Consider the following 24966-nt stretch of genomic DNA (forward strand, 5'->3'; position numbering starts at 1 on the left):
CAAGCACGGCCCTTGGGGAGCACGTTATACTGTAGCGCTCATACGCTGAGGCCACTGACGTGCTTTCCACGCTTAAAAAAACCCTGATTTCCTTCCTGCTGTTGTCTGTCGCCGGTTGCTCGACCGGCCTGCGCATCGACCGTAGCCACCCTTCGATCAACCAGGACAACCGCATCCAGTTCGTTGTCCTGCACTACACCAATGCTTCGCTGGAGCGTTCCCTGGCGTTGCTGACTCATGGGGAAGTCAGCAGCCACTATCTGATTGGTGACGGCCCGGCGACGGTGTACCAGCTGGTGGATGAAAGCCGCCGCGCCTGGCATGCCGGTGATAGCCAGTGGCAGGGGCGGACCTGGCTGAACTCCTCGTCCATCGGTATCGAAATCGTCAACCCGGGCTTCACCGACACGCCGAATGGGCGGGTCTGGCACCCTTACAGCGAAGCGCAGGTCCAGTCGCTGATCGCGCTGCTCAAGGACATCGTCAAGCGTAACAACATCGAGCCACGGCACATCATTGGCCACAGCGATATCGCGCCGCTGCGCAAGCTTGACCCTGGGCCGCTATTTCCGTGGAAACGCCTGGCCGACGCCGGGCTGGGGGTCTGGCCGGATGCAACTGCCGTGGCACGGCAGCAAGCCTATTTCAGCGTCAACCCGCCGAGCGTGGGCTGGTACCAGCAGGAGCTGGCGCGGTTTGGCTATGCGATCGAGCAGACTGGGGTACTGGATGTTGCCACCCGCCATGTGATCGCCGCGTTCCAGATGCGTTTCCGCCCGCAGCGCTTCGATGGCATGCCGGATGCGCAGACGGCGGCGATGCTGCAGGTGCTCAACCGGATGCGTTGATCTGCCAAGGTGAGACGGGCTCTTGTTTAGAAGCGGCCTTCGGCGCTTGTAGCGAAGCGCCAAACGGCAAAGGTGATTCCTGATTCAGTTGCTATAACCTAGTAATCAACTGGATGCCCTCGATGTCAGCCCTCATCGCCTTGCTGCGCCAAATTTTTTACCGTCCCTGGATGCTGGCCACGTTGGCAGCACTGGCCAGCGCGGCACTGTTGCTTTCTGCAAGCATCGGCATTGCCCTGCAACAGATGAAGCAAAGCGAGAGTGCACAGATGAACGCCCAGGGCGAACGCTTTCTGGAGCGCCTCGAGCAGGTGTTCGGCCAGTTGCGCGAAGGGGTCGACCTGCTGCAGGCGCAACCCTTGCGCGGCTGCAGCCCGGCGATGCTGACGGCATTGCAGCAGGTAGGCCTGAGTTCCCGCTTCATTTATGAAGCGGCGTACGTGGATGGAGATGTGGCCTGCTCAAACCGCGGTGACGAGCGGGCGTTCGAACCCTTGCGCGCCCCCGACATCCAAGGGCCGACCTACAGCTACTGGCTGAATACCACGACCGAGCCGAACGAGAACCTGGCCGCGCTGATGCTTGGGAGGGGCAAGTTCGTGGTATCCACCTCTCGTGGGCACCTGACCGATGTGGTCGACCTGCCCCCGGGCGGCAGCCTGGTGGTGGTGTTGGACAACGGTGCCCGGGCCATCCCCGTGCTGGGCCCACCGCAGGTATGGCCGCCTCCTTCGGCCTGGTCAACCAGCCACAAGTCGCTGCTTGAACTCAGCGATCGCCTGATCTATCGAATGCCGACCAAGTCACCGGACTACCAGTTGGTGCTGATCGCCCCGCGGGCGAGCCTGCCGTTGAGGATGAACGGCATGCTCTGGCTTCTGTTCCCCGGCAGTGTACTGGCGGCCTGTTGCATCGGCTGGCTGGTACTGCAACTGATCCTGCAGCGGCGGTCGATGAGCTCGGAATTGCAGAATGCCTTGCGTCGCGGCGAACTGCAGGTGCTCTACCAGCCGATCTTCGAGCTCGACAGCCGACGCTGTGTCGGGGCCGAGGCTCTGGTGCGCTGGCGCCGCCCGGACGGTACCCTGACCAGCCCGGACCTGTTCATCCCTTTGGCGGAAAACACCGGGCAGATTCGCCAGATCACGGACTTTGTCCTGCAGCGTGTGCTGGAACAGCTAGGGCAACTGCTGCGCTCGCATCCCAACTTGTACATTTCGGTGAATCTGGCGGCCTGTGATGTGATGGTGCCGCGCATCGGCCGGGTGGCGGCACGCTTGCTGGCCTTGCACCGTGTGTCGGCCAGCCAGATCGCCTTCGAGGTGACCGAGCGCGGCCTGATCGACGTGGTTGTGGCTCGCGACAACCTCCAGGCGCTGCGCGCAGTGGGGCATCAAGTGCTGATCGACGATTTTGGGACTGGCTATTGCAGCCTGGCGTACTTGCAAACCCTGCCAGTGGACTGCCTGAAGATCGACAAGGCGTTTATCGATGCGTTGGGGCACGACGCCGCCAGTAGCGGTGTTGCCCCGCATATCATTCGCATGGCCCACGACCTGCACCTGCGGGTGATTGCCGAAGGAATCGAGTGTGAAGACCAAGCGGTGCTGCTGAACAGCGAAGGGGTCAATTATGGCCAGGGCTGGCTTTTTGCCCGGCCACTGAATGCCCGGCAGTTTGCCGAACTGGTGACTCGAGGTCGGCTGCCGCGGCGGGTTGAGCATTGACTGATCCGGCACCGAAGATGGGGCCGGGGGCAGGGTACATTCAGACCGGTAGTGCCATGTAGAACTGGGTCCCCTGCCCCGGTCGGGAAAACACGCCCATGCGCCCGCCATGCAGCTGCACGATCTCTTTGCACAGCGCCAAGCCCAGCCCCGCGCCGCCTTTCTTGCGCCCTACCTGCACGAAGGGCTCGAAGATGCGCCCCTGTTGCCCATAGGCAATGCCTTCGCCGTTGTCCTCGACACTGATGATCACCCGCTCCGCATGCCGTCGTGCATGCAAGCGGATACGACCGCCGCTGGCGGTATGGCGGATGGCATTGTGCAACAGGTTGTCCAGCACCCGGTCGAGTTGGGCGACATCGGCCTGGATACGCGGTAGCGGCGGCTCCAGCTCCGTGATCAACTCGATCTGCTTGTTCGCCGCCGGCTCGGCAAAGCGATGTTGTGCACGTTCCAGCAGTTCGTCTATGGCGCAGGGAGCCAGCTCGAGCTTCTGCATCCCGCTCTGGTAGCGGCTGAAGTTGAGCAGGTCGTTGATCAACTGGGTCAGGCGCTGCATTTCCTCGCCAATGGTCTCCAGCAGGTCATGCTCGCGCGCCTCTGGCGGGAACTTGAGCCGCTCGCGCAACAGACCGAAGGCCATGTGCATGCCAGTCACCGGAGTGCGCAGCTCGTGGGAAGCGCGCAGCACGAACTCGCTGCGCACGCGTTCGAAGGCGCGCTGCTCGGTTACATCATGCAACACCATCACTGCGCCAAGTATCGGCCCTTGCGGGTGGCTGACCGGGGTCAGGCTGTAGGCGAGCAGGCGCGTTTCGTCATCGACGTCCATGTTCAGGTCGTCTGGCTGGCGGTCGAGGTTGCCGCCGCGCAGTACCTGGCGTAGCTGCTGTTCCAGTTCCGGGCGCTGCAGGGCTTCGGCCAGGCTGCTGCCGGCGCGGCTGTCGGTCCAGCCCAGCTGGCGCTGTGCCACCGGGTTGAGGTGTTCCAGGCGGCCCTGGCGATCGATTATCAGCAGGCCATCGTCGATGCTGTCCAGCACGGCCTGCAAGCGTTGCTGGCCAGCCAGCAGTTCATCGACGTTGGTGGCCTGGTGCTTGCGCAAGGCATCGGCCATCAGGCCGAAGCGGCGGGTGAGCTGGTTCAGTTCGGTGGCCTGTGTGACCGGCAGGGTGACGTCGAAATCGCCCTTGCCGAGTTGATCGGCAGCTTTGGCCAATGCTTCGATCGGCTGGCCGAAGCGCCGGGCGATGTTGTGCGCGGTGATGAAGCCCAGTACCAGTACCACCAAACCCATCAGGCCGAGTACGCCGCTGACCAGCAGGGCGTGGTCGCGGGTGTGCTCCTCGCTGCGGGTGATGTGCTCCAGGGCCTGCTTGTGGGAATCGATCAGATCGGTGCGGACCTGGTTGAACGCGGCCCCGAGTGGTTGGTCAACGCCCATGCTGCGGGAGGGCGCCGGGCTGTCGCGGTAGGCCTGGAGGAAGGCCTGGTAGTTGCTGCTGGCCTTGCTGAAGCCGGTGCGCTCGCCACCTTGGTCCAGCCCTTGGTTCAGCAGGGTCTGGAAGTTGTCTTGCAGCAGCCGCAGGTTTTCCGGGGCGGTCTTGTCATCGAGGATCAGGGTCAACTGTTCGCCAAGGTTCTGGCGCAACTTCAGCCCTATTTCCAAGGTGTGGGTGGTATCGCGCACCAGACGCTGCTGCACCGTGGCCATCTGCAGCACGCTGACCAGGCCCAGCAGCAGCCCGAGCAGGGCCACGGTGACCAGCGCCGAAATGCTGAGGAAAAGCCGCGTGCGCAGCTTCATGGGCGGCCATTTCATAGGTTGTACTGCTTGCGCTTGCGGTACAGGGTGGATGCATCGATCCCCAGGGTCTTGGCGGCCTGGTCAAGGGTGTCACTGGCGGCCAGCACCGCACCAATGTGGGCGCGCTCCAGCTCATCAAGGCTCAGTGCAGCGCCTATGCGAGGGGCGTTACCAGCAGGCTGCTCGCCCATGCCCAGGTGGCTGATTTCCACGCGTTCCTGCGGGCAGATGATACTGGCCCGCTCCACCACGTTACGCAGTTCGCGAATGTTGCCGGGCCAGCGGTAGTTGAGCAGGGCTGTGCGGGCTTCGTCACTGAAGCCGCGCGCAGGCCGAGAGTATTCCTTGACGAAGCGGGCGAGAAAGCGGTCGGCCAAGGTCAGGATGTCTTCACTGCGCTCGCGCAGCGGCGGCAGGTGCAAAGTGATGACGTTCAGGCGATACAGCAGGTCTTCGCGGAAACGGCTCTCACGCACCATCTCTTCGAGGTTGAGGTTGGTAGCGGCGAGTATACGTACATCGGCGCGACGGGTTACCGGGTCGCCGACGCGCTCGTATTCCTTATCCTGGATGAAGCGCAGCAGTTTGGGCTGCAAGGTCAGCGGGAAATCGCCGATCTCGTCGAGGAACAGCGTGCCCCCATCTGCCTGGTTGACTCGCCCCAGGGTGCTTTCGCTGGCGCCGGTGAAGGCGCCGCGGGTGTGGCCGAACAACTCGCTTTCCATCAGCTCGGCGTTCAGTGACGGGCAGTTGATGGTTACGCAGGATTTGCGCGCGCGCTTGCTCCAGCCGTGAATGGCCCGGGCCAGTTCACCTTTACCTGTGCCCGACTCGCCAAGGATGAGGATGTTGGCGTCGGTGGTAGCGACCTGGCGGGCGGTTTCCAGTACCGCCATCATGGCCGGGCTGTGCGAGTCGAGGCCGTCCTTGGGTTTGCGCACTTCACCTTCCAGGGCCTCCAGTCGCGCGGAAAGCTGGCGCACTTCCAACTGTTTGGCGGTAGCCAGGCGCAGTTGGTCGGGGCTGCACGGCTTGACCAGGTAATCGGCGGCGCCGGCCTGGATCGCGTCTACCGCCGTATCGATCGCTGAGTGCGCGGTTACGATCACCACCCGCATCCAGGGGGCCTGGATACGCATCTGCGCCAGCACATCGAGGCCGTTGTCCTCGCCCAGGCGCAAATCGAGGAAGCACAGGTCGAATACTTGGCGCTGCAGCAAGGCCTCGGCCTGGGCGGCGCTGTTGGCCGTTGCCACATTGTAGCCCTCGTCCTCCAGGCAGTAGCGGAAGGTGCGCAGGATCGCGGACTCGTCATCCACCAGCAGAATGCGGCCTTGGTTGTCCTGGGCTGACTCCATGTGCTGCGCTCCTTTAGGAAAGATCTTCATTTAGTGTGGGAAAAATCGGGCAAGTTGCATGGTCCATTGTGAAGGAACCTGTCCTTTGCATGCTAGCCACTGGCCAATCAGCGCGTGGAGGCCGCGCTATCCAGATGATTTTCTTAGAGGCGCACGGTGGCACATTGGTTGCGAGGATTTTCAGTTTTTGCCTACAAAAGGAGGCACTGCCATGCCCTTTTCCATCCGAGCCGCCATGTTGGCAGCCACACTGCTACCGGTGTTCACGCCGGTATTCGCCGATCCGGTGCAAGACGCCCGCCTGGAGGGGGCCTTGCAAACTGCCCTGTCGCTGAACCGTATGCTCGACCCGTTCCGTATTCAGGTCGAGGTGGATGGCAAGCAGGCGCGGCTTTCCGGTGAGGTGGAGAACGACGTCGAGCGCCAGCTGGCAGAGCATGTGGCTCTGGCTACCCGTGGCATCGAGCAAGTTGACAACCAACTGCGGGTCAATGCCCAGCTGGTGGAGCGCCCGCTGGCATTGCGTGCCTACGCCCAGCGCCTGGAGGATGCCACCCTGGCCGCCGTGATCCGTGCTCGGCTGCTATGGAGCCGCATAACCGAGAAGGCACCTATAGATGTACAGAGCAGCGAAGGTGTGGTGACCCTGCGCGGCAAGGTCGACAGTGCCGAGGCCAAGGAGCTGGCCGGCGTGGTGGCGCGCACCACGGAGGGCGTGCACCTGGTCAACAACCTGGTCAGCCTCGATACCGCCGCCATGGCCAAGGCCCGGGAAGCTCCGATTGGGCTGCCGACCGGGCCGCAGCCGAGTGACAGCTGGATCATCGACAAGATCCAGAACAGCTACCGCTTCAGCCGCAACCTCGATGGCCTGAACCTGAAAGTGGCCAGTGAAGAGGGGCTGGTTCGGCTTTCAGGCGAAGTGGTCAGCAGCGAGCAGAAAACCATCGCCGTGGAAATCGCTAGGCAGATCATCGGCGTGCGTGGGGTGGACGCGGACCTGCTCAAGGTAGCGACCAAGGTCGAAGGTTGATCGTGCAATTCGCACGACCCCACGGACGGCATCGTGCAGGATACGTCCCTGTCGATTATTGTCTTCCTGTTTAAACGCTTGATTTCAAAGGATTTTATTTGAATCAAAAGGCTGGCATGCAGGCTGCAATTACTTATTCAGGTTTGAACAAGAATTACAGCAGGAGGAGCCGGCATGAACTGCCAATCCGTCAACCGCTTGCAGAGCGCCGCACTGCCCCTGCGCCAGGTGTTGTCACTCAGCCTGGCGCTGGTACTGACTTTGGCCGCTGGCCTCTTCTATTACAGCTGGCAGACCGCACGCCTGGCCGAGCAAGTGGCGGCGCAGACCGCCCTATTGACGCAGATTCAGGCAACCCGTGCCAACACCCTGGTCAAGGCCGCCGACCCGCTGCCAACCGGCCAGGCCACTGCGTCACCGGCCACCTTGGAAAATGTCGTACCCCAGGACCGCTGGGTGTTCTGACCGCCGGCTGAACCGATTCCGAAAAAGAAAGGAGAACCACCATGCTGAGTTGGGCTATCACTTTCCTCATCATCGCCATTGTCGCCGCCGTACTGGGCTTCGGTGGTATCGCGGGCGCTGCCACGGGTATCGCGAAGATTCTGTTCATTGTCTTCCTGGTGCTGTTCGTAGCCTCCTTCTTCTTTGGACGTGGACGAGGTTGAAGATGGGCAGGAAGCGTTGGACAGCCCTGGCTGCCGCCCTGTTACTGGGTGGCAGTGCGGCGGCGATGGCGGCCAATGACGGCCAGGTCCGGGTCGACCAGTTGCTCGGCTCGGACCCGGAGTACAGGGAAACCTGGCAGGACACGATCAAAGGCGAGGAACGCCTGCCTGACTGGGTGGTCAATCTGACCGGCAGTTCCCAGCAGCAGATGTCTGCAGTTACCGAGGACGGCGACAAGTACCTGGTCGGCCCGTTGTGCGAAGGCAAGGACAACTGCACCTACAAGCGCCTGATCGTGGCGTTCAGCTGGGACAAGGATGATGCCTACGGGATGCTCGTGGAGGTGCCCGAAGGTCTGCCGCATGACAAGTCGCCCACCCGCCACGCACAGTACCGCTGGCTGGGTGAGCCGGACGATGGCATGAAAGCGATGCTGCAGGAGCAGCTCAAGCGTGACCCGAACTGGTACTGAGCGTTTGTACGTGGTACGGATGAAAGGTCATGCACTGTCACGTAATAGAAGCTGAACCTTTCTATATTTCAGCCTTCTATGATGCGCCGCCCCGAGGAGGGGCTGCACATGACCAAGGGGCCGGGCTGTTCTGATTGTTGCAGGATCGGAGTGGCCTAGGGGTACAGGGAGTACCTCCAGCAATGGGCCGGGTCAGGAACGGCGGAATCGGAAGTTTCAGGTCGGCGGTGCCATAGGGGCATCTGACCAGACCTGACTTCCGAGGAGCCATGTAGGAAACGTCTCTTCCTGCGCGATTTCTTCTTCGGGACACATTTTGTCTCGACCGTACATCAAATTTTTTTCGATCCCCCCAGCGCTTGTTCAAGCGGCATTTCAGCCATTCGGATTGTCGAACAAGCCATCTTCAATGCCCTTTATACCCTGCCAAATCTGCCTAAATATGGCGGTTTGGTCTTGTTCGGGATTCCGAACGTTATAAATCAAGCACTTGCAAACCTTCCGTTTTGGTCAGAAATGTTATGCATAAACGGAATGGGCTATGCGTTTCCGGCATTAGATTTCCCCCTTTGCCATCGCAATAGTTGCCGCCTTTTTCGCCGGCCGAGCGCCCCTGTCGCTCGCCTGCGGTGTCCTTACATGAAGTCGCCGGACGGAAGCAGCTGCTGCCCGTGACCTAGCCAACGGCTCTGTTACGCGCGTTTCCGTTGGGTGCCCATGACCACTAGAACAAAGGGTAAAGACATGAAGAAGGCAAAACTGAGCCTCGCCTGGCAGATCGTCATCGGTCTGGTCCTGGGTGTTGCAATCGGCGCTCTACTGAATCATTTCAGTGCAGAAAAGGCATGGTGGATCAGCAACGTCCTCCAGCCCGCTGGTGACATCTTCATTCGCCTGATCAAGATGATCGTCGTCCCGATCGTGATTTCGTCGCTGATCGTGGGTATCGCCGGGGTTGGCGACGCGAAGAAACTGGGCAGCATCGGCCTGAAGACCATCATCTACTTCGAAGTGGTGACCACCATCGCCATCGTCGTCGGCCTGGTGTTGGCCAACCTGTTCCACCCGGGCGCCGGCATCGACATGAGCACCCTGGGTACAGTGGACATCTCCAAGTACCAGGCTACCGCGGCCGAGGTGCAGCATGAGCATGCGTTCATCGAAACCCTGCTGAACCTGATCCCGTCGAACATCTTCGCAGCGCTGATGCGTGGCGAAATGCTGCCGATCATCTTCTTCTCGGTGATGTTCGGCCTGGGCCTGTCGAGCCTGCAGGCAGAGCTGCGCGACCCGCTGGTGCGTACTTTCCAGGCGGTTTCCGAGACTATGTTCAAGGTCACCCACATGATCATGAACTACGCCCCTATCGGCGTGTTCGCCCTGATAGCCGTGACCGTGGCCAACTTCGGGTTCAGCTCGCTGCTGCCGCTGGCCAAGCTGGTGGTACTGGTGTACTTCGCCATCGCCTTCTTCGCCTTCATGGTGCTGGGCCTGGTTGCCCGCCTGTTCGGCTTCTCGGTGATCAAGATCATGCGCATCATGAAAGATGAGCTGATTCTCGCCTACTCCACCTCCAGCTCGGAAACCGTGCTGCCGCGCGTGATCGAGAAGATGGAGAAGTACGGTGCTCCGAAGTCGATCTGCTCGTTCGTGGTACCGACCGGCTACTCGTTCAACCTCGACGGCTCGACCCTGTACCAGAGCATCGCGGCCATCTTCATTGCCCAGCTGTACGGTATCGACCTGTCGTGGAGCCAGCAGCTGCTGCTGGTGCTGACCCTGATGGTCACCTCCAAGGGTATCGCTGGCGTACCGGGTGTTTCCTTCGTGGTGCTGCTGGCCACCCTAGGCAGCGTGGGTATCCCGCTGGAAGGCCTGGCCTTCATCGCCGGTGTCGACCGCATCATGGACATGGCCCGTACCGCCTTGAACGTTGTGGGCAACGCCCTGGCAGCCCTGGTCATCGCGCGCTGGGAAGGCATGTACGACGCCGCCAAGGGCGAGAAGTACTACGCCTCGCTGATGGCCGGCAAGCAGGAAGCGGCCATGGTTGGCGAAGCTGCCAAGCGCTGAGCCTGAGGAGCTGAACAAAAAGCCCCGACCTGTCGGGGCTTTTTGTTGCCTGTGAGATCTTGCGGCCCTTTCGCGACGCAAGGCCGCGGCCCTCGCCTGCGGTCTCCAGCCTTACGCCCCGATACGCTATCATTCGGGCATTTTTCAGGGGGAACACACGGATGCTCAACGGCCTTTGGCTTGGCTTTTTCCTGGTGGCGGCAGTGTCCGCCCTGGCCCAATGGCTAATAGGCGGCAACGCCAGCATCTTCGCGGCGATGGTCGAGAGCATATTCGCCATGGCCAAGTTGTCGGTCGAGGTGATGGTGCTGTTGTTCGGCACGCTGACCCTGTGGCTGGGCTTTCTCAAGATCGCCGAGAAGGCTGGCATCGTCGAGTGGCTGGCCAAGGTGCTCGGCCCGCTGTTTGCCCGGCTGATGCCGGAAGTTCCGCCCGGCCACCCGGCCCTGGGCCTGATCACCATGAACTTCGCCGCCAACGGCCTTGGGCTGGACAACGCCGCCACGCCGATCGGCCTGAAGGCCATGCGCGCGCTGCAGGAGTTGAACCCCAGCAGTACCACGGCGAGCAACGCGCAGATCCTGTTCCTGGTGCTCAACGCATCGTCGTTGACCCTGCTGCCTGTGACCATCTTCATGTATCGGGCCCAGCAAGGTGCGGCGGACCCGACCATGGTGTTCCTGCCAATCCTGCTGGCCACCAGCGTCTCCACCTTGGTCGGCCTGCTGTCGGTGGCAGTGATGCAGCGCCTGCGCCTGTGGGACCCGGTAGTGCTTGCCTACCTGATTCCCGGTGCCTTGCTGCTGGGCGGCTTCATGGCCTTTCTCGGCACCCTTTCGGCGGCCGCGCTGGCCAGCCTTTCGTCGATCCTGGGCAACCTCACGTTGTTTGGCGTGATCACCCTGTTCCTGGTGATCGGCGCCTTGAAGCGGGTCAAGGTGTATGAAGCCTTTGTCGAAGGCGCCAAGGAAGGTTTCGATGTGGCCAAGGGCCTGTTGCCTTACCTGGTGGCGATGCTGGTGGCGGTGGGTGTATTGCGGGCCTCAGGCGCCCTGGAGCTGGCCTTGGACGGTATTCGTCATGCGGTGACTGGGCTGGGCCTGGACACCCGCTTCGTCGAGGGCTTGCCCACGGCGCTGGTCAAACCGTTCTCCGGCAGTGCGGCGCGGGCGATGCTGATCGAGACCATGCAGACCCACGGTGTGGACAGCTTCCCGGCGCTGGTAGCGGCGACGATTCAGGGGAGTACCGAAACCACCTTCTACGTGCTGGCGGTTTACTTTGGTGCGGTGGGTATCCAGCGCGTGCGCCATGCCGTCGGCTGCGCCTTGCTGGCGGAGTTTTCCGGTGTGATCGCGGCGATCTTCGTCTGTTACTGGTTCTTCGCCTGACGCGGACCCTTGTGGGAGCGGCCTTGCGTCGCGAAAGGGCCGCACAGCGGCCCCAGGATTTCGGCGCTCATGCAAGAATGCCGGGGCCGCTTCGCGGCCCTTTCGCGACACAAGGCCGCTCCCACAAAAAGCAGGCAGGGGTTCAGTGAGCGGGAACGCTGGCTGCTTGCGCAATGGTCCAACTCACCACCTGCCCGGTCAGCTGGTCGCAGGCTTTCCCGAAGCCGGCAACCACCGCTGACACCTGCTTGTCGGCCAGCGGCTGGCGGATTTCGAAGCGTTTGCTGGCCAGAATGCGCTGGTCGCGGCCTTGGACCAGGCGTGCGTCATAGCGGATCACCACCTCCACCGCCCCGCCCGCGCGGTATTCGGTCTGGAACGCCTGCAGCTCGCCAGCCAACTCGTAGTCGGCTTGCAGGTTGCTGTCGTCGGCGCTAAGGCGTTGTACCTGGCCGTCACGCTGGAAACCGTCGAGCAGGCGGTTGCGCAGCAGCACCGGCACTGCGTCGCTCCAGCGCGCGCCCTTGTAGCTGCTGACCACATCGCCCTGGGGAATCACTGCAATCCGTGGCCCGGCCAGCACTTCGCTGGCCAGCGGCTTGTTCAGGCGCAATGACCAGTCCAGCGCCGGCGCCGTCCGGCCGGGCTGGTTCACCGGCAGACGGTACAGGTCGACGGGCTCGCTCTGCGGCAGGATCGAGCAGGCACTGGCCAGGCTCAGTGCGGCCGCCAGGGCCAGCAGGCGCAGCGACGGTTTCATGGTTGGAACTCCTTGTTGTTGTCGCGGCCAAGCAGGTAGCCGCTAGGGTCGGCCTCCAGTTGCCGGGAAATGCCTTTGAGTGCGTTTAGGGTTTCGCGTAGCTCGCGAATCGCCGGGGTCAGCTGGTTCAGGCCCTGGGCACCGTCGCCGATGGCTTCGCGGTTGTCCTCGAGCAGACGGTTGATGGTGGCGGTGCTCTCGGCCAGTGACTGCATGGCCTGCTCGGCGCTGCCGATTGCCTGCTTGCCTTCGCTGCCCAGCAGGCCGTTGGCATTGCGCATCAGTGCCTGGGTTTCGGCCAGGGTGGCGCTGGCCTGCTTGCCCACCTGCACCAGTTGCTCGATGGCCTGGGTGATGCTGCCGTGCTGGCCAGCGAAGGCGCCTGTGGTCTTGTCGAGGTTGGACAGGGTGTTGCTGAGGTGGCCGATGTTGTCCTCGGAAAACATCTGGTTGGCGTTATGCAGCAGCAGGTTGATGTTGGTCACCAGGTCGCTGCTGTCATTGAGCAGGCGCGAGATTGGCGAGGGCGATGCGATGATCACCGGCAGCTTGCCGTCCTTGGCTTTCAACTCGGGGCTTTGCGGGGTGCCCCCGCTGAGCTGGATGAACGAGTTGCCGGTCACGCCGGCCAGGGTCAGCTTGGCCTGGGTGTCTTCCTTCACCGGGGTGTCGGCGCTCAGGCGCACCCGTGCCAGTACCCGGCGCGGGTCTTTCGGGTCCAGGCGCAGGGTGGACACGTCGCCTACCTTGATGCCGTTGTACTGCACCGGGCTGCCGCGGGACAGGCCGGAGACGGCTTCGTTGAACACCACTTCGTAGTCCTTGAAGGCGTCGTCGACACTCGATTTGGCCAGCCACATGCCGAACAGCATGGCGCCGGCCACCACCAGGACGGTGACCAGGCCGATAAGAACGTGATGGGCTCGGGTTTCCATTGCTCAGCGCTCCTGCCCGGCACGGGTGGCGGCCTGCTCGGCTGCGCGCCCGCGTGGGCCATGAAAGTATTCTTGAATCCAGGCGTCGTCGGTCTGCTCGACCTCGGCCAGCGGGCCGGCCACCAGGACCTTCTTCTGCGACAGCACGGCGATGCGGTCGGTAATGGTGTACAAGGTGTCGAGGTCGTGGGTGATGAGGAATACCGACAGGCCCAGGGCGTCACGTAGGGTAAGGATCAACTGGTCGAAGGCGGCGGCACCGATCGGGTCCAGGCCGGCGGTGGGTTCGTCGAGGAACAGGATGTCAGGGTCCAGTGCCAGTGCCCGGGCCAGCGCGGCGCGCTTGATCATGCCCCCGGACAGCGAGGCCGGGTATTTGTCGGCGGCCGAGATTGGCAGCCCGGCCAGGGCCAGTTTCACCCCGGCCAGGTGCTCGGCATCGGCGCGGGACAGCCCTGCGTGCTCGATCAGTGGCAATGCCACGTTTTCGGTGACGGTCAGTGAAGAGAACAGCGCGCCTTTCTGGAACAGTACGCCGAAGCGCCGTTCGACCAGTGAGCGCTGCTCTTCGCGCAGGCCGGCCAAGTCCTGGCCGAACACCTTGATCTGCCCTTCGTCGGGCCGCCGCAGGCCAATGATGCTGCGTAGCAGCACCGACTTGCCGCTGCCCGAGCCGCCGACCACGGCGAGGATCTCGCCGCGATACAGGTCGAGGTCGAGGTTTTCGTGCACGCTCTGACGGCCGAAGCGGTTACAGATGCCCCGGGCCTCGATCACACGTTCCTGGCCATTCACCAGCCCATCTCCATGAAGAACAGCGCAGCCACCGCATCCAGCACGATGACCACGAATATCGACTGCACGACCGCCGAGGTGGTGTGCGCGCCCACCGATTCGGCGCTGCCGCTGACCTTGAAGCCTTCCAGGCAGCCGATGGCCGCGATCAGGAAGGCGAAGAACGGTGCCTTGGCCAGGCCGACGAGGAAATGTTGCACGCCGATGTCGCTCTGCAGCAGCGACAGGAACATGGCGGGCGAGATGCCCAGTGACAGGGCGCAGACCACCGCGCCGCCGACGATGCCGCAGATCATCGCGACAAAGCTCAGCAAGGGCAGTGCGATCAGCAACGCCAGCACCCGCGGCACCACCAGCAGCTCCATGGGGTTCAACCCCAGGGTGCGGATGGCGTCGACCTCCTCGTTGGCTTTCATCGAGCCGATCTGCGCAGTGAACGCGCTGGCCGTGCGACCGGCCATGAGGATGGCGGTCAGCAGCACGCCGAACTCACGCAGGAACGAGAATGCCACCAGGTCGACGGTGAAGATGGTCGCGCCGAAGTCGGCCAGCACCGTGGCGCCGAGGAAGGCCACCACCGCGCCCACCAGGAAGGTCAGCAAGGCGACGATGGGGGCGGCGTCCAGGCCGGTCTGTTCGATGTGTGCCACGACCGGGGTGATGCGCCAGCGGTGCGGCTGCAGGGCGCGGCGCAGCAAGGTCTCGAGGATCAAGCCGACGAAGCCGAGCAACTGCATGGTGTCCTGCCACAGCGTGCCGACGGCGCGGCCGATGCGTTCCAGCAGCAACAGCAGCACGTTGCGCTCGGGTTCCTTGACTGGGATGCAGTAGTCCTGGACCGAGCAATAGACGGTCTTGAGTAGCGCGCGGCTGGCTTCGGGCAGGTCGTGGGTGCAGTGCGACAGGCGCTCGGAGCCGAGCAGTTCGGCCAGCAGCGAGGCACCGGCGGTGTCCAGGCGGCCCAGCTGGCTGAGGTCGGCGATGGTGTCGGCCGCGGTTTGCGCGTGCAGGCGCTCGCTGTCGCGCTTGAGGCGGGCGTAGTGCGCCAGGGTCCAGTCACCGGTAATGCGCAGGCAAGGCGGTTGGCTACTGGTGTCCAGGGTGGCGCTGGGGGTGGTCGTGGGCTCCATGCAATTGACTCGGCGCTAAGGCTTAGGGGCTGATCATAGCGTAGCGGGCATGGGCTGTTTGGTGATTATGTGCTGGCTGCAGGAGCCTGGGGCCGCTTTGCGGCCCATCGCCGGCAAGCCAGCTCCCACCTCGACCGCATAGGCCGCAAGCCCTGTGCAGAGGCTATTCAATCACTGCGCCGGGGCGTCGTCGACCACCTTGAAGCGCAGCACGCCAATCACCTGGCCATCCTCGGTCAGCACCCTCACCTGCCATTTGCCCACCGGGTTCGGTGGGAAGTTCTGCTTGTGGGTCCAGGCGCGGTAGCCTTCCTTGCGCCCGCCGTGGATGTTCAGGGCAATGCGGTCGACCTCTTTGCCGTCCTTTTGCCACACGTGGTAGATCCGCTCGTTCAGGCCGCGTGGTGCGTTGATGGCGGTGTAGGCATACAGGCCGCTGCTGCGTATGCGGCTGGCGGCAATTTCGTCCAGCGACTCGCCCGGTTGGCGGTTCAGCACTTCGGTACTCACCGCCACTTCGGTCATCCACAAGGTTGCCGGTGGCACCCAGGAGCGCAGCAGCCAACCCCCGCCGCCGACCGACAGGGTGACCAGCACCAGGGCCACGCCACGGCGCCAGGTGTTGATCGGGAAGCTGCTGGCCAGGCTGGGGAACGACAGGGCCATGGCCGCGATCAAGGCCAGCTTGAAGCTTTGCGCGGTGGTCAGGTGCAGGATGATCGGCAGTGCGGTCAGCAGGGCGGCGAACAGGGTCAGGGTATGCAGCGCCAGGAACAGCCAGCGCCGCGGTGCCAGCCACTTGTAGTACAGCGGGTCGATGATCGAAACCAGGCCGGCGGCACCGAGCAAACCGGTGAACACCAGCTGGCTGCTGTTCCAGGTGGTGGTGATGAAGAAGAACGGCAGGACGAAGAACAGCGACTCCTGGTGTATCATCTGCGTCGCGTAGCGCAGCAATGGCTGCGGAATTTCGCGGTTGAAGGTGCGGGCGAACAGGCCGGTGAGGGTGTTTTCCAGCATCAGCCAGACCCAGCTGACCAGCATGAGCACGGCCACCCAACTGGCCAGGCCGGCTTGGCGGTCAACCAGGATGAAGCTGCCGATCCCAGAAAGGAAACCGCCGAGCGCGATGATACCGGGGTAGCGTTTGAGTAGTTCGATGATGCGCTGGACGATGCGGGGTATTGGGGGCATTGGGGCTACAACAGAAAGGAAGAGGTGGTAGTGCTGGCCCTTTCGCGGGCTCGCCCGCTCCCACAATGTTCAGCGATAACGCGGTCAATGTGGGAGCGGGCGAGCCCGCGAAAGGGCCGGTACTGGCAAAAGGATACCGCCGAATCACCGCTGCCGTGTAGCACCACTCGGCCGCTCCGGCCCATGCCGGCGCCAGCGCAACAGGCCCGCGGCGAGGATCAGGCCCAACAGCAAGGCGACCAGCCCGTACAGCTCGTCATAACCCAGCAACGGTTTCTCGATGCGCACATAGCCATCTTCCTTGAGTAGTTCCTTGAGTGCTGCGTTGGCCTGCTCCAGGCTGACCTGGCGCAGCTTGCGCACCGGGTTGGCGAAACGCCCGTCGGTATAGTCGTTCAGCGCGCCCCAGTAGTAATCGGCCAGGGCACTGTTGCCCTGGGTGCTCCAGCTTTCCTTGGCAACACTGGCGTCCTTGATGCGGGCGAAGGTTTCCGGGTCGAGGCCTTCCTTGCGCAGGTGGTCGAACAAGGCCTGCATCACCTTGATTGCCTTGTCGATGTCATCGCGCTCCAGGTCGGCATTGAGGCTGAGCAGGCCGCTGTCGCCAAAGCTTTCACGTTGCACCGACGGGCCGTAGGACAAGCCGTTGCGCAGGCGCAACTGGTCGTACAGCGCCCAGTCCAGGTAGCGTGACAGCAGGTCGAGGGTGGCTTGATGGTCGTTGTCCAGCACCGGCTCGACGAACAGCCAGTGCAGTTTGACGCTGTCGCCCAGCCAGCCACGGGTCAGGTCGCGGCGCTGCTCGGCCTGCTGGGTGATGCTTTCCAGGGTGCGGCGTTCTTCGGGTTCGCTGGCGGGCAGCTCGCCAAAGGTACGTTCCAGGTAGGCCGGGAGCAGGCGGTCGAGGCCACCGACCATGATCAGGGTCATGTTGTTGGCCGCGTACCAGCGGTCACGCAAGGCCTGCACCTGTTCCAGGGTCATGTCGTCGAGGTTGGAGCGCTCGGGGCATTTCAGGCCCAGCTCGGTGGCCAGCTGATCGCTGGCGGGGTGGCCGATGTCCTGACGGTCGAGCCAGCGCTGCAAGTGGCCGTAGTGGCCACCATCTTCGCGTTCGATGATCCTTTTAGCCGTGGCGAGGGCCTTGGCATCGATACGGGTATCGCGGACCACCGCCAACAGCAGGTCCAGGATCTTGCGCTGGTTGCGCGCCGGGGCTTCGATGACGAAGGTGGTGTCGGCGCTGCTGGTGTAGGCGTTCCACTCGCCGCCCAGCGATTGCAGGCGCTCTTCCAGGCCGCCCTCGCCCGTTTCGTCGATGCCGCTGAAAAGCAGGTGTTCGAGCAGGTGCGGTAGTTCTTTCTGCTCGCAATCGAAGTCGTCCAGGCCCACCCCGACCACCAGGCGGATTGCCACATGATCACGTTCGTAGCCGTTTTTCAGGATGACCTGTAGGCCATTGGGCAACAGGTAGCCTTCCACCCGCGAGCGGTCGAGGGCGAATGAGGGCAGGCTGCAGATCAGCAGGCAAACGAACATCAGGCAACGCATGGGCGAGCTTGGGTCCTCTGGTAGGCGAAATCACGGCTGACGGGCTTCGTCCGGCACGCTGTCGAGCATCAGCCCGCCCGTGTCCGAGCCGCCCAGTACCACATAGGCACTGCTACAGAACAAAGAGTTCAACCGCTTCATGTCGGCGATCAGCTCCAAGTGTAGCGAACTGGTCTCGATACTTTGCACTACCTTGCGTTGCAGGCGGCTGACATGGGCGTGGGCAAGGCGCCGTTCCTGGGCGCGAAAGCGGCGTTTTTCCCGTAGCAGCAAGCGGGCGCTTTCCGGGTCGGCACTGAGGAACACCGACAGGCCCAGGCGCAGGTTGGCCAGCAGCTGTTCCTGCAGGCCGGTCAGCTCCTGCAGGCCCACTTGGGAAAACTCCCGGCGCTGGCTGGTTTTCTGCTGCTGGACCTTGCGCAGCATGCGTTCGACCAGGTCGCAGGCCAGCTTGAGGTTGATCGCCAGTTCGATGATCTCGGCCCAGCGGCGGTTGTCCTGCTCGCTGAGGTCTTCGCGCGACATCTGCGCCAGGTACAGTTTGATCGCGCTGTACAAGGCTTCGGCGTCCTCGCCCAGGGCGCGGACCTGCTGTGGCAAGGCGGGCTGGGTACCGCGCAAGGCACCGAGCATGGCTTCGAGCAGGCTGTCGACGATATCGCCCAGGCGCAGGGTTTCGCGGGCGGCGTTGGCCAGGGCCAAACTGGGCGTTTCCAGCGCCGAGGCATCGAGGTGGCGCGGACGCACCTGGCCGTTGCCGGTTTCCCGCTCGGGCAGCAGGGCGTTGCACAGCCGGCCCATGGGCTTGACCGTGGGCAGCATGATCAGGCAGCGCAGCGTGTTGTAGAGCAGGTGGAAGCCGATGACCAACTCCTGCGGGCTGAAATTCAGCGAGTCCATCCATGCCACCAGCGGGTGCAGCACGGGGATGATCAGCAGCAGGCCGATCAGCTTGTACAGCAGGCTGCCCAAGGCGACCCGGCGCCCGGCGGCGTTCTGCATGCTGGTGCCGATGAATGCCAGTAGCCCGCTGCCGATGTTGGCGCCGACCACCAGGCCGATCGCCACCGGCAGGCTGATTACCTCGGCACCGGCCAGCGTTGCGGTGAGCAGCACGGCGGCCAGGCTGGAGTAGGAAATCATGGCGAACAGCGCGCCGATCAGGGCGTCGAGCAGGATGTCGCCGGTCAGCGAGGCGAACAGCACTTTCACGCCCTGGGCGTGGGTGATGGGCCCGGCTGCCTGCACGATCAGCTCCAATGCCAGGATGATCAGGCCGAGCCCAATGCCTACCCGGCCCAGTTGGCCGGCCCGTGTCTGCTTGCGCGAAAGGAAGAAGATCACGCCAAGGAAGATCAGCAGCGGCGACAGCCAGGACAGATCGAAGGTCAGCACCCGGGCCATGAGCGCGGTACCCACGTCGGCGCCGAGCATGATCGCCAGCGCCGGGGTCATGGCCATCAGGCCCTGGCCAACGAACGAGGTGACCAGCATGGCCGTGGCGTTGCTGCTCTGCACCATGGCAGTGACCAGAATACCGGCTATGAACGCCAGCGGGCGCTTGTTCATATTCTGGCTGATGATGCGGCGCAGGCTCGACCCGAATACCCGGAGGATGCCGGTACGCACGATGTGGGTGCCCCAGACCAGCAAGGTAACGGCCGAGAGCAGGTTGAGCAGGGTCAGCATGGCAAAAGCCCCCTGTTGCATTGGCCCAGTGGGCCAAGAGAAGAAGCGTGAGCGTTTGAAAAATTTTCAGTGCTCACTCAAAGCTTTAGTTGTTTTGCGCAGCTGTCGCCAGCTTCGCATGGCGGTCATTTATTTGAAATACATGTGAAATGAATGATTCCTGTGCCGGCCTCTTCGCGGGCACGCCCGCTCCCACAGGTACCGCACCACCCTCAGGATCTGTGTTCAGTAATGTGGGCATGAAAAAGGGCCCCGAAGGGCCCTTGTTGTCCTGCACTTCCTGATCTTATTGACCCGGAATGTCCTTGCGCAGTTTCACTGGCTCATGCTCTTTGCCTTCCTTGCGGGCCAAGGCGGTGCGCATGCGGATGTTGATGGCTTCCACTGCCAGCGAGAAGGCCATGGCGAAGTAGACGTAGCCCTTCGGCACATGCACATCGAATGCTTCGGCGATCAGCACGGTCCCGACCACGATCAGGAACGACAGCGCAAGCATCTTCAGCGACGGGTGCTTGTCGATGAAGTCGCTGATGGCGCCGGCGCATAGCATCATCACCAGCACGGCGACGACGATGGCGGCGACCATCACTGGTACGTGGGAAACCATGCCCACCGCAGTGATCACCGAGTCCAGCGAGAACACGATGTCGATGATGGCGATCTGGATGATGGTGTAGAAGAACTTGCCTCCCGCGCCTTTCGGCTCTTCCGCGTTCTCGTCCTCGCCCTCCAGGCCGTGGTAGATCTCTTGCGAGCTTTTCCATAGCAGGAACAGGCCACCGAAGAACAGGATCAGGTCACGCCCGGAGATGCCCTGGCCGAACACCACGAACAGGTCGGCAGTAAGGCGCATGACCCAGGTGATCGATAGCAGCAGCATGATACGGGTGACCATGGCCAAAGCCAGGCCGAAGATCCGGGTACGCGGCTGCATGTGCTTGGGCATGCGACTGACCAGGATCGAGATCATGATGATGTTGTCGATACCGAGGACGATCTCAAGCGCGGTGAGGGTAAAAAAGGCAACCCAGATTTCCGGGCTGGTCAGCCATTCCATGTGTTTTCCTTCGAACGGTAAAGGCGATGCGCCCGGACTAGGAGCGCATCGCGTCAGGGTGATACGTGTTTATTAAAGACTACTGAACAGCGGGAAAATCCCCATCAGCAGTGCGGCGAGCATTATGCACAGGCACACCAGCACTGCCCACTTGAGCGTGAAGCGTTGATGATCGCCGAATTCGATACCGGCCAGGGCCACCAGCAAGTAGGTCGAAGGTACCAGCGGGCTGAGCAAGTGTACCGGCTGGCCGACGATCGAGGCACGGGCCATTTCCACCGGGCTGATGCCGTAGTGGCTGGCGGCTTCGGCCAGTACTGGCAACACGCCGTAGTAGAACGCGTCGTTGGACATGAAGAAGGTGAACGGCATGCTCACGATCGCGGTAATCACCGCCAGGTACGGGCCCAGCGCCTCGGGGATGACCCCCAGCAGGCTCTTGGACATGGCATCGACCATGCCGGTGCCCGACAGGATGCCAGTGAAGATGCCGGCGGCGAAGATCAGCCCGGTCACGGCCAGCACGCTGCCGGCGTGGGCGGCGATGCGGTCCTTCTGCTGCTGCAGGCACGGGTAGTTGACGATCATGGCGATGCTGAAGGCGATCATGAACAGCACCGGCAACGGCAGCACGCCGGCGATCAGTGCGACCATCAGGGCGGCCGTCAGGGCAGCGTTGAAGTACAGCAGTTTTGGCCGGCGCGCATCCGGGTACTGCGACACGCTGATTTCGCTGTGGTCGATGTCGTCGGTGGGCAGGTGCAGCTCGCCCAGGCGGGCGCGTTCACGCTTGCCGTACAGGTAGGCAATGGCCAGGATCGCCAGCACGCCGAACAGCATGGCCGGGATCATCGGCACGAAGATGTCCGACGGGTCGACGTGCAGGGCGCTGGCGGCGCGGGCGGTCGGGCCACCCCAGGGGGTCATGTTCATCACCCCGCCGGCGAGGATGATCAGGCCGGCCATGATCCGCGGGCTCATGCCCAGGCGGCTGTACATCGGCAGCATGGCGGCGCAGCAGATCATGTAGGTGGTGGCGCCGTCACCGTCGAGCGAGACCACCAGGGCCAGTACCGCGGTGCCGACAGAGACTTTCAGCGGGTCGCCCTTGACCAGCTTGAGGATCTTGCGCACGGCCGGGTCGAACAGGCCGGAGTCGATCATCAGGGCGAAATAGAGGATGGCGAACATCAGCATCACGCCGGTAGGCGCGAGCTTGCTGATGCCCTCGAGCATCATGGGGCCGATCTTGGCGGAGAAACCGCCGAACAGAGCGAACAGGATCGGTACCAGGATCAGTGCGATCAAGGCCGACAGGCGCTTGGTCATGATCAGGTACATGAAGGTGATGACCATGGCAAAGCCGAGGAAGGTCAGCATGGCAATACTCCAGGCGTGGCGCGGCGAAAGGAACGTCGATTCGGGCGGATCAGCGCGTTTGGCGCTGCGCGGGGAGCATGCGGAGGGGGACTGCGAGAAGGCGGGTACAGGAATACATCAGAATCACCATTGTTGTTGTTGATTGGGCCGGGCGCGGTTTTTACCGGAGTGCCCTGGCTGACCGGTCTCGTGCCGGTAGTGGGGCTATCCTATGAGGGCAAGCTTTCAGTCAGCTTTCGCTGAAGCAAAGGCGACGAGAGGTAGGTGATGCAGGATGTGACCGAGGGCGGCTGCCACTGCGGCGCCTTGCGTTATCGGCTGGAGGGCGACCTGACGGACATTGCCCACTGCCACTGTTCGATCTGCCGGCGGGTCAGCGGCGGGCTGGTGGTGACCTGGCTCACCCTGCCGCGCTCGGGGTTTCGGTGGCTGGCGGGTCAGCCCAACTGCTATGTGGCGCCGGCCAGTTGCAGCCGCTACTTCTGTGGGCAGTGTGGCGCGCATGTGGCGCTGGTGACTACGCACAGCCCGGAGACTGTGGATGTGACGGTGGCGACGCTGGATCATCCGGAGCGGGTGCGGGCAAATCGGCATATCTGGGTGGGCAGCCGGTTGCCTTGGCTGCATCTGGATGAGGATTTGCCCTCGGAAGCTGAGGAGAAGCTGTAGGCCTTGTGCTGCCTGCGCCGGCCTCTTCGCGGGTGAACCCGCTCCCACAGGAACCCCACAGGTCTTGAGGTTGTGGTGACCTTGTGGGAGCGGGTTCACCCGCGAAGAGGCCGGCCGCGCAAACGTTACAATTGCAGGCCGCCTGCGGCCTTGTGCAGCGCCCGCAGATGTTCACCGATCTGCTTCACATTGGCCTCGACGGCGGCAATTTCCCTGGCCCGCGAAGGCTCCAGCAGCGCCCTCACCTCTTTGTCCAGGCTGGTGCTCAAGCGCAGCAACTGTGCCTGCCGCTCGCTGCTCACCTGCTCCAGGTGCTTGCGCTCCTCCGGCTGCGGCAGCCCGTAGCCCTGGGTATCGAGCAACTCTGCCGGGCGGCTGAGGAAGCCGCTATTGGCGAGCATCTGCTTGAGGGTCGCATCCGCCTTGCTGACGCTGCCATCGTTCCGTGCCGCGGCATTCAGGTAGCGTTGCTTGACTTCGTCCTGGGCCAGCAGCAGTTGCCGGCGCAAGCTGGCCTGTTCGAGCAGCAGCAAGGCGGCGCTGGTGCGTAGGTCGGCCTGGGCGAACCACGGGCGGCGCTGCTCGGCATCCAGGGCCAGCCAGTCTTCGACCTGGGCCTGCTTGATTGGCAGCTGTTTCCTCAGCACCTCGAACATGGCCTGGTAGCGGTCGCGGTAGGAGTCGAAGCGGTAGCCCAGGCGCAGCGCCTCGCGCGGGTCGTCGAGCACACTGGTGTCGGCCAGCCCCCTGCCCTTGAGCACGGCCAGCAAGCCGTTGGGCATGATGCTGTCGAGGTCGTTCAGGCGCGGGTTGGCGGTGCCGCTGCGCAGCAGTTTCAACGATTCCACCGCGCAGTTGTTGGACAGGAACCAGTAGTTGCCGTCATAGCTCCAGTGCATCTCGGCGGCCTGGCGTACCAGGTTCTCGATCTCGTCGCGGTTGAGCTTCAAGGGTACCGAGGCCAGGCTGCGCAGTTCGGTCTTGGTGTATTCGTCGATCACCTGGCCCAGCGGCAGCACGAACAGCCGCGAGGGGTAGGCACCGACCAGGCCGTCCCAGCTGGACAGCTGCACGTCGTTGACGAAGGCGCGGTACGACAGCACCAGACTCTGGTCGAGGTCCAGGCGGCAGTCCGGCCCGCGTGGGCGTCCTGGTTTGCAGATCACCAAGCGCAGCATGCTGTGGCCCCAGCGGCTGACCAGGTTCTGGTTGGCCTCGGCCAGCAGGTAGTCCACTTCATAGACCCGCTCCGGGTCGATTTCGCCCAGTGGCTGGCGAGCGAAGTCGCTGCCGGCATTGATGAATGGCAAGCCCTTGGCGCAGGTTTCCTGTTGCGGGGCCCAGCCGAAGTGCTCGCGCAGGTACTGGTTGAGCGCTGGACGGCGGCAGCCGTAGCTCGGGTCGAGGAGGAAATACTCCATGTTGACCGCGATGTATTCCTTGGGGCTACTCAGTTCATAGCTGTCGGGGCTGCGCACGAACTGGCCGTTGTGCTGTTCGCGCTCGCCGCGGCGGCCTACGTACTGCTGCCAGCCGGCCAGGTCGAGCAGGCGCGGGTCGTCGCTGAGGGTGAAGCGGCGTTCGGCCTGGCCACGGCACTCCTCGGGCAGGCCCACCTTGCCCAACGTGCCTTGCTGGCGTTTGCAGCGGGTGATCAGCGAGTTTTCGGCGCTGGGCCACAGCCGGGCGCGGTCGTAGATATGGGTGAGCTCGTGCAGCACGGTGGCCAGCAGTTCTTCACGCACCGTGCCATGCGGGCGCTGGGTGCGCTCGCTGGCGGCGCTGCCATCGGTGAGGCTGGGCAGCAGGCGGCGGTTGAGCTCGAGGGTGGACACCAGCGATGCCTGGCCATAGGCGTCGGCGGGCATGCTGTCGCTCCAGCTGACCCGCACCCGGCGGTCCAGCCGCTGCTTGAATCGTGGGGGCAGCTTGGCCAGGGCTTCGTCGAGCAGGGCCTGGGTGGCTTGGGTTTGTTGCGGGTCGAGACCGGATGCCTGCAGCTCAAGCTGCAGGCCGGCCAATGCGGGTGTGCCGAGCAGCGTCAGGGCGCAGCCGAGCAGCCAGGCACGCACGCGGTTCACAGCGCGAGGATGGCTTCGGCCAGTACCTGGTCGCTGGCGCCGCGCGCTTCGGGCACGCGTTCACGCAAGGTGTTGAAGGCCGCCTCGAGCTGGGCACCACGGATGTCACCGTTGCTGGCGACGAAGCTGGCGGCGTCGTCGTGGGCTTCACGCACCACTTTGGAATCGCGGATCGAGGTGGTGGTGTCAGAGGTGAAGTCGATCGAACGGCCAAAGGCACGCACGATGATGTTGCTGGTGGCCACCAGGGTCTGTGCCTGGGCCAGGTCGGCCAGCAGGAGCATGCCGAGGGTAGCGGCAATCAGCGGTTTACGCATGGAGCATCTCCGAAAATACAGGGAGTCAGG

At 63.2% G+C, this 24966-nt stretch carries 22 protein-coding genes; 9 read left to right on the forward strand and 13 right to left on the reverse strand.

The window, feature by feature from the left end; translation table 11 throughout:
• The first annotated feature begins 59 nt into the window (after nt 1-59).
• Nucleotides 60-848 carry an N-acetylmuramoyl-L-alanine amidase gene (locus NY023_RS00430; RefSeq protein ID WP_013970322.1) on the forward strand — a complete coding sequence of 263 codons (789 nt, stop codon included), beginning with the start codon at nt 60-62 and terminating at the stop codon, nt 846-848.
• Between the two features lie 122 nt (nt 849-970).
• On the forward strand, nt 971-2575 hold the full coding sequence (locus tag NY023_RS00435) for an EAL domain-containing protein (RefSeq protein ID WP_015268483.1): 1605 nt from the start codon (nt 971-973) through the stop codon (nt 2573-2575).
• Between the two features lie 40 nt (nt 2576-2615).
• Here the strand turns inward: NY023_RS00435 and NY023_RS00440 are convergent, their stop codons facing one another.
• Entirely contained in the window at nt 2616-4397 is a 1782-nt protein-coding gene (locus NY023_RS00440; protein WP_044046864.1) for a KinB sensor domain-containing domain, read from the reverse strand.
• Nucleotides 4394-5740: a sigma-54-dependent response regulator transcription factor AlgB gene (algB, locus tag NY023_RS00445; protein WP_015268485.1), complete on the reverse strand. Its 1347-nt coding sequence runs from the start codon at nt 5738-5740 to the stop codon at nt 4394-4396. The genes NY023_RS00440 and algB overlap by 4 nt, the downstream gene beginning before the upstream one ends.
• Nucleotides 5741-5951: 211 nt before the next feature.
• On the opposite strand from algB, the gene NY023_RS00450 reads away from it, so the two are divergent.
• The 6 genes from NY023_RS00450 (at nt 5952) to NY023_RS00475 (ending at nt 11378) form a co-directional block, all read left to right on the forward strand.
• The gene (locus NY023_RS00450) at nt 5952-6773 is read left to right on the forward strand and encodes a BON domain-containing protein (RefSeq protein ID WP_023661565.1); all 822 of its coding nucleotides are present in this window, start codon (nt 5952-5954) and stop codon (nt 6771-6773) included.
• Between the two features lie 174 nt (nt 6774-6947).
• Nucleotides 6948-7238: a hypothetical protein gene (locus tag NY023_RS00455; RefSeq protein WP_013970327.1), complete on the forward strand. Its 291-nt coding sequence runs from the start codon at nt 6948-6950 to the stop codon at nt 7236-7238.
• 41 nt (nt 7239-7279) lie between these two features.
• Nucleotides 7280-7441 (forward strand): DUF1328 domain-containing protein, encoded by a 162-nt coding sequence (locus NY023_RS00460; protein ID WP_003252966.1) that lies wholly within the window; start codon nt 7280-7282, stop codon nt 7439-7441.
• A gap of 2 nt (nt 7442-7443) precedes the next feature.
• Nucleotides 7444-7914 carry an inhibitor of vertebrate lysozyme family protein gene (locus tag NY023_RS00465; protein ID WP_013970328.1) on the forward strand — a complete coding sequence of 157 codons (471 nt, stop codon included), beginning with the start codon at nt 7444-7446 and terminating at the stop codon, nt 7912-7914.
• 744 nt (nt 7915-8658) lie between these two features.
• Nucleotides 8659-9987 (forward strand): glutamate/aspartate:proton symporter GltP, encoded by a 1329-nt coding sequence (gene gltP / locus NY023_RS00470; RefSeq protein WP_003256981.1) that lies wholly within the window; start codon nt 8659-8661, stop codon nt 9985-9987.
• A 161-nt stretch (nt 9988-10148) separates the two neighbouring features.
• Nucleotides 10149-11378: a nucleoside recognition domain-containing protein gene (locus tag NY023_RS00475; protein WP_013970330.1), complete on the forward strand. Its 1230-nt coding sequence runs from the start codon at nt 10149-10151 to the stop codon at nt 11376-11378.
• A 142-nt stretch (nt 11379-11520) separates the two neighbouring features.
• On the opposite strand, the gene NY023_RS00480 is transcribed toward NY023_RS00475, so the two are convergent.
• From NY023_RS00480 to NY023_RS00520, 9 genes are all read right to left on the reverse strand, one after another.
• A complete protein-coding gene (locus NY023_RS00480) occupies nt 11521-12138 on the reverse strand; it encodes an ABC-type transport auxiliary lipoprotein family protein (RefSeq protein WP_013970331.1) in 618 nt (205 codons plus the stop codon).
• Nucleotides 12135-13073: an MlaD family protein gene (locus tag NY023_RS00485; protein ID WP_013970332.1), complete on the reverse strand. Its 939-nt coding sequence runs from the start codon at nt 13071-13073 to the stop codon at nt 12135-12137. Before NY023_RS00485 ends, NY023_RS00480 begins: the two co-directional genes overlap by 4 nt.
• Nucleotides 13074-13076: 3 nt before the next feature.
• Nucleotides 13077-13868 carry an ABC transporter ATP-binding protein gene (locus tag NY023_RS00490; RefSeq protein WP_013970333.1) on the reverse strand — a complete coding sequence of 264 codons (792 nt, stop codon included), beginning with the start codon at nt 13866-13868 and terminating at the stop codon, nt 13077-13079.
• Nucleotides 13865-14998 (reverse strand): ABC transporter permease, encoded by a 1134-nt coding sequence (locus NY023_RS00495; protein ID WP_013970334.1) that lies wholly within the window; start codon nt 14996-14998, stop codon nt 13865-13867. The genes NY023_RS00490 and NY023_RS00495 overlap by 4 nt, the downstream gene beginning before the upstream one ends.
• Nucleotides 14999-15169: 171 nt before the next feature.
• Nucleotides 15170-16192 (reverse strand): DUF5924 family protein, encoded by a 1023-nt coding sequence (locus tag NY023_RS00500; protein WP_013970335.1) that lies wholly within the window; start codon nt 16190-16192, stop codon nt 15170-15172.
• 144 nt (nt 16193-16336) lie between these two features.
• Nucleotides 16337-17743 carry a M16 family metallopeptidase gene (locus tag NY023_RS00505; RefSeq protein WP_013970336.1) on the reverse strand — a complete coding sequence of 469 codons (1407 nt, stop codon included), beginning with the start codon at nt 17741-17743 and terminating at the stop codon, nt 16337-16339.
• 30 nt (nt 17744-17773) lie between these two features.
• On the reverse strand, nt 17774-19432 hold the full coding sequence (locus NY023_RS00510; RefSeq protein WP_044046865.1) for a Na/Pi cotransporter family protein: 1659 nt from the start codon (nt 19430-19432) through the stop codon (nt 17774-17776).
• A gap of 286 nt (nt 19433-19718) precedes the next feature.
• The gene (locus tag NY023_RS00515; RefSeq protein WP_013970338.1) at nt 19719-20489 is read right to left on the reverse strand and encodes a TerC family protein; all 771 of its coding nucleotides are present in this window, start codon (nt 20487-20489) and stop codon (nt 19719-19721) included.
• 72 nt (nt 20490-20561) lie between these two features.
• Nucleotides 20562-21869: a CitMHS family transporter gene (locus tag NY023_RS00520; protein WP_013970339.1), complete on the reverse strand. Its 1308-nt coding sequence runs from the start codon at nt 21867-21869 to the stop codon at nt 20562-20564.
• Nucleotides 21870-22136: 267 nt separating this feature from the next.
• Between NY023_RS00520 and NY023_RS00525 the strand changes: the two genes are divergently transcribed.
• Complete coding sequence (locus NY023_RS00525) at nt 22137-22538, forward strand: GFA family protein (RefSeq protein ID WP_044046866.1); 402 nt, start codon at nt 22137-22139, stop codon at nt 22536-22538.
• 125 nt (nt 22539-22663) lie between these two features.
• On the opposite strand, the gene NY023_RS00530 is transcribed toward NY023_RS00525, so the two are convergent.
• Together NY023_RS00530 and NY023_RS00535 are read right to left on the reverse strand one after the other, a co-directional pair.
• The gene (locus NY023_RS00530; protein WP_013970341.1) at nt 22664-24619 is read right to left on the reverse strand and encodes a DUF4105 domain-containing protein; all 1956 of its coding nucleotides are present in this window, start codon (nt 24617-24619) and stop codon (nt 22664-22666) included.
• Nucleotides 24616-24936, reverse strand: a complete 321-nt coding sequence (locus NY023_RS00535) for a DUF2388 domain-containing protein (RefSeq protein WP_012316830.1) — start codon at nt 24934-24936, stop codon at nt 24616-24618. The genes NY023_RS00530 and NY023_RS00535 overlap by 4 nt, the downstream gene beginning before the upstream one ends.
• Nucleotides 24937-24966 lie beyond the last annotated feature (30 nt).

The sequence above is a fragment of the Pseudomonas sp. NBB genome, assembly GCF_032701105.1.
GTDB lineage: Bacteria > Pseudomonadota > Gammaproteobacteria > Pseudomonadales > Pseudomonadaceae > Aquipseudomonas > Aquipseudomonas asiatica.

Bases quoted from the DNA above. Each gene is read 5' to 3' on its own strand.
- NY023_RS00435 (WP_015268483.1), top strand. From the start codon at position 971: ATGTCAGCCCTCATCGCCTTGCTGCGCCAAATTTTTTACCGTCCCTGG.
- NY023_RS00440 (WP_044046864.1), bottom strand. From the start codon at position 4,397: ATGAAATGGCCGCCCATGAAGCTGCGCACGCGGCTTTTCCTCAGCATT.
- algB (WP_015268485.1), bottom strand. From the start codon at position 5,740: ATGGAGTCAGCCCAGGACAACCAAGGCCGCATTCTGCTGGTGGATGAC.
- NY023_RS00450 (WP_023661565.1), top strand. From the start codon at position 5,952: ATGCCCTTTTCCATCCGAGCCGCCATGTTGGCAGCCACACTGCTACCG.
- NY023_RS00455 (WP_013970327.1), top strand. From the start codon at position 6,948: ATGAACTGCCAATCCGTCAACCGCTTGCAGAGCGCCGCACTGCCCCTG.
- NY023_RS00460 (WP_003252966.1), top strand. From the start codon at position 7,280: ATGCTGAGTTGGGCTATCACTTTCCTCATCATCGCCATTGTCGCCGCC.
- NY023_RS00465 (WP_013970328.1), top strand. From the start codon at position 7,444: ATGGGCAGGAAGCGTTGGACAGCCCTGGCTGCCGCCCTGTTACTGGGT.
- gltP (WP_003256981.1), top strand. From the start codon at position 8,659: ATGAAGAAGGCAAAACTGAGCCTCGCCTGGCAGATCGTCATCGGTCTG.
- NY023_RS00475 (WP_013970330.1), top strand. From the start codon at position 10,149: ATGCTCAACGGCCTTTGGCTTGGCTTTTTCCTGGTGGCGGCAGTGTCC.
- NY023_RS00480 (WP_013970331.1), bottom strand. From the start codon at position 12,138: ATGAAACCGTCGCTGCGCCTGCTGGCCCTGGCGGCCGCACTGAGCCTG.
- NY023_RS00485 (WP_013970332.1), bottom strand. From the start codon at position 13,073: ATGGAAACCCGAGCCCATCACGTTCTTATCGGCCTGGTCACCGTCCTG.
- NY023_RS00495 (WP_013970334.1), bottom strand. From the start codon at position 14,998: ATGGAGCCCACGACCACCCCCAGCGCCACCCTGGACACCAGTAGCCAA.
- NY023_RS00500 (WP_013970335.1), bottom strand. From the start codon at position 16,192: ATGCCCCCAATACCCCGCATCGTCCAGCGCATCATCGAACTACTCAAA.
- NY023_RS00505 (WP_013970336.1), bottom strand. From the start codon at position 17,743: ATGCGTTGCCTGATGTTCGTTTGCCTGCTGATCTGCAGCCTGCCCTCA.
- NY023_RS00510 (WP_044046865.1), bottom strand. From the start codon at position 19,432: ATGCTGACCCTGCTCAACCTGCTCTCGGCCGTTACCTTGCTGGTCTGG.
- NY023_RS00515 (WP_013970338.1), bottom strand. From the start codon at position 20,489: ATGGAATGGCTGACCAGCCCGGAAATCTGGGTTGCCTTTTTTACCCTC.
- NY023_RS00520 (WP_013970339.1), bottom strand. From the start codon at position 21,869: ATGCTGACCTTCCTCGGCTTTGCCATGGTCATCACCTTCATGTACCTG.
- NY023_RS00525 (WP_044046866.1), top strand. From the start codon at position 22,137: ATGCAGGATGTGACCGAGGGCGGCTGCCACTGCGGCGCCTTGCGTTAT.
- NY023_RS00535 (WP_012316830.1), bottom strand. From the start codon at position 24,936: ATGCGTAAACCGCTGATTGCCGCTACCCTCGGCATGCTCCTGCTGGCC.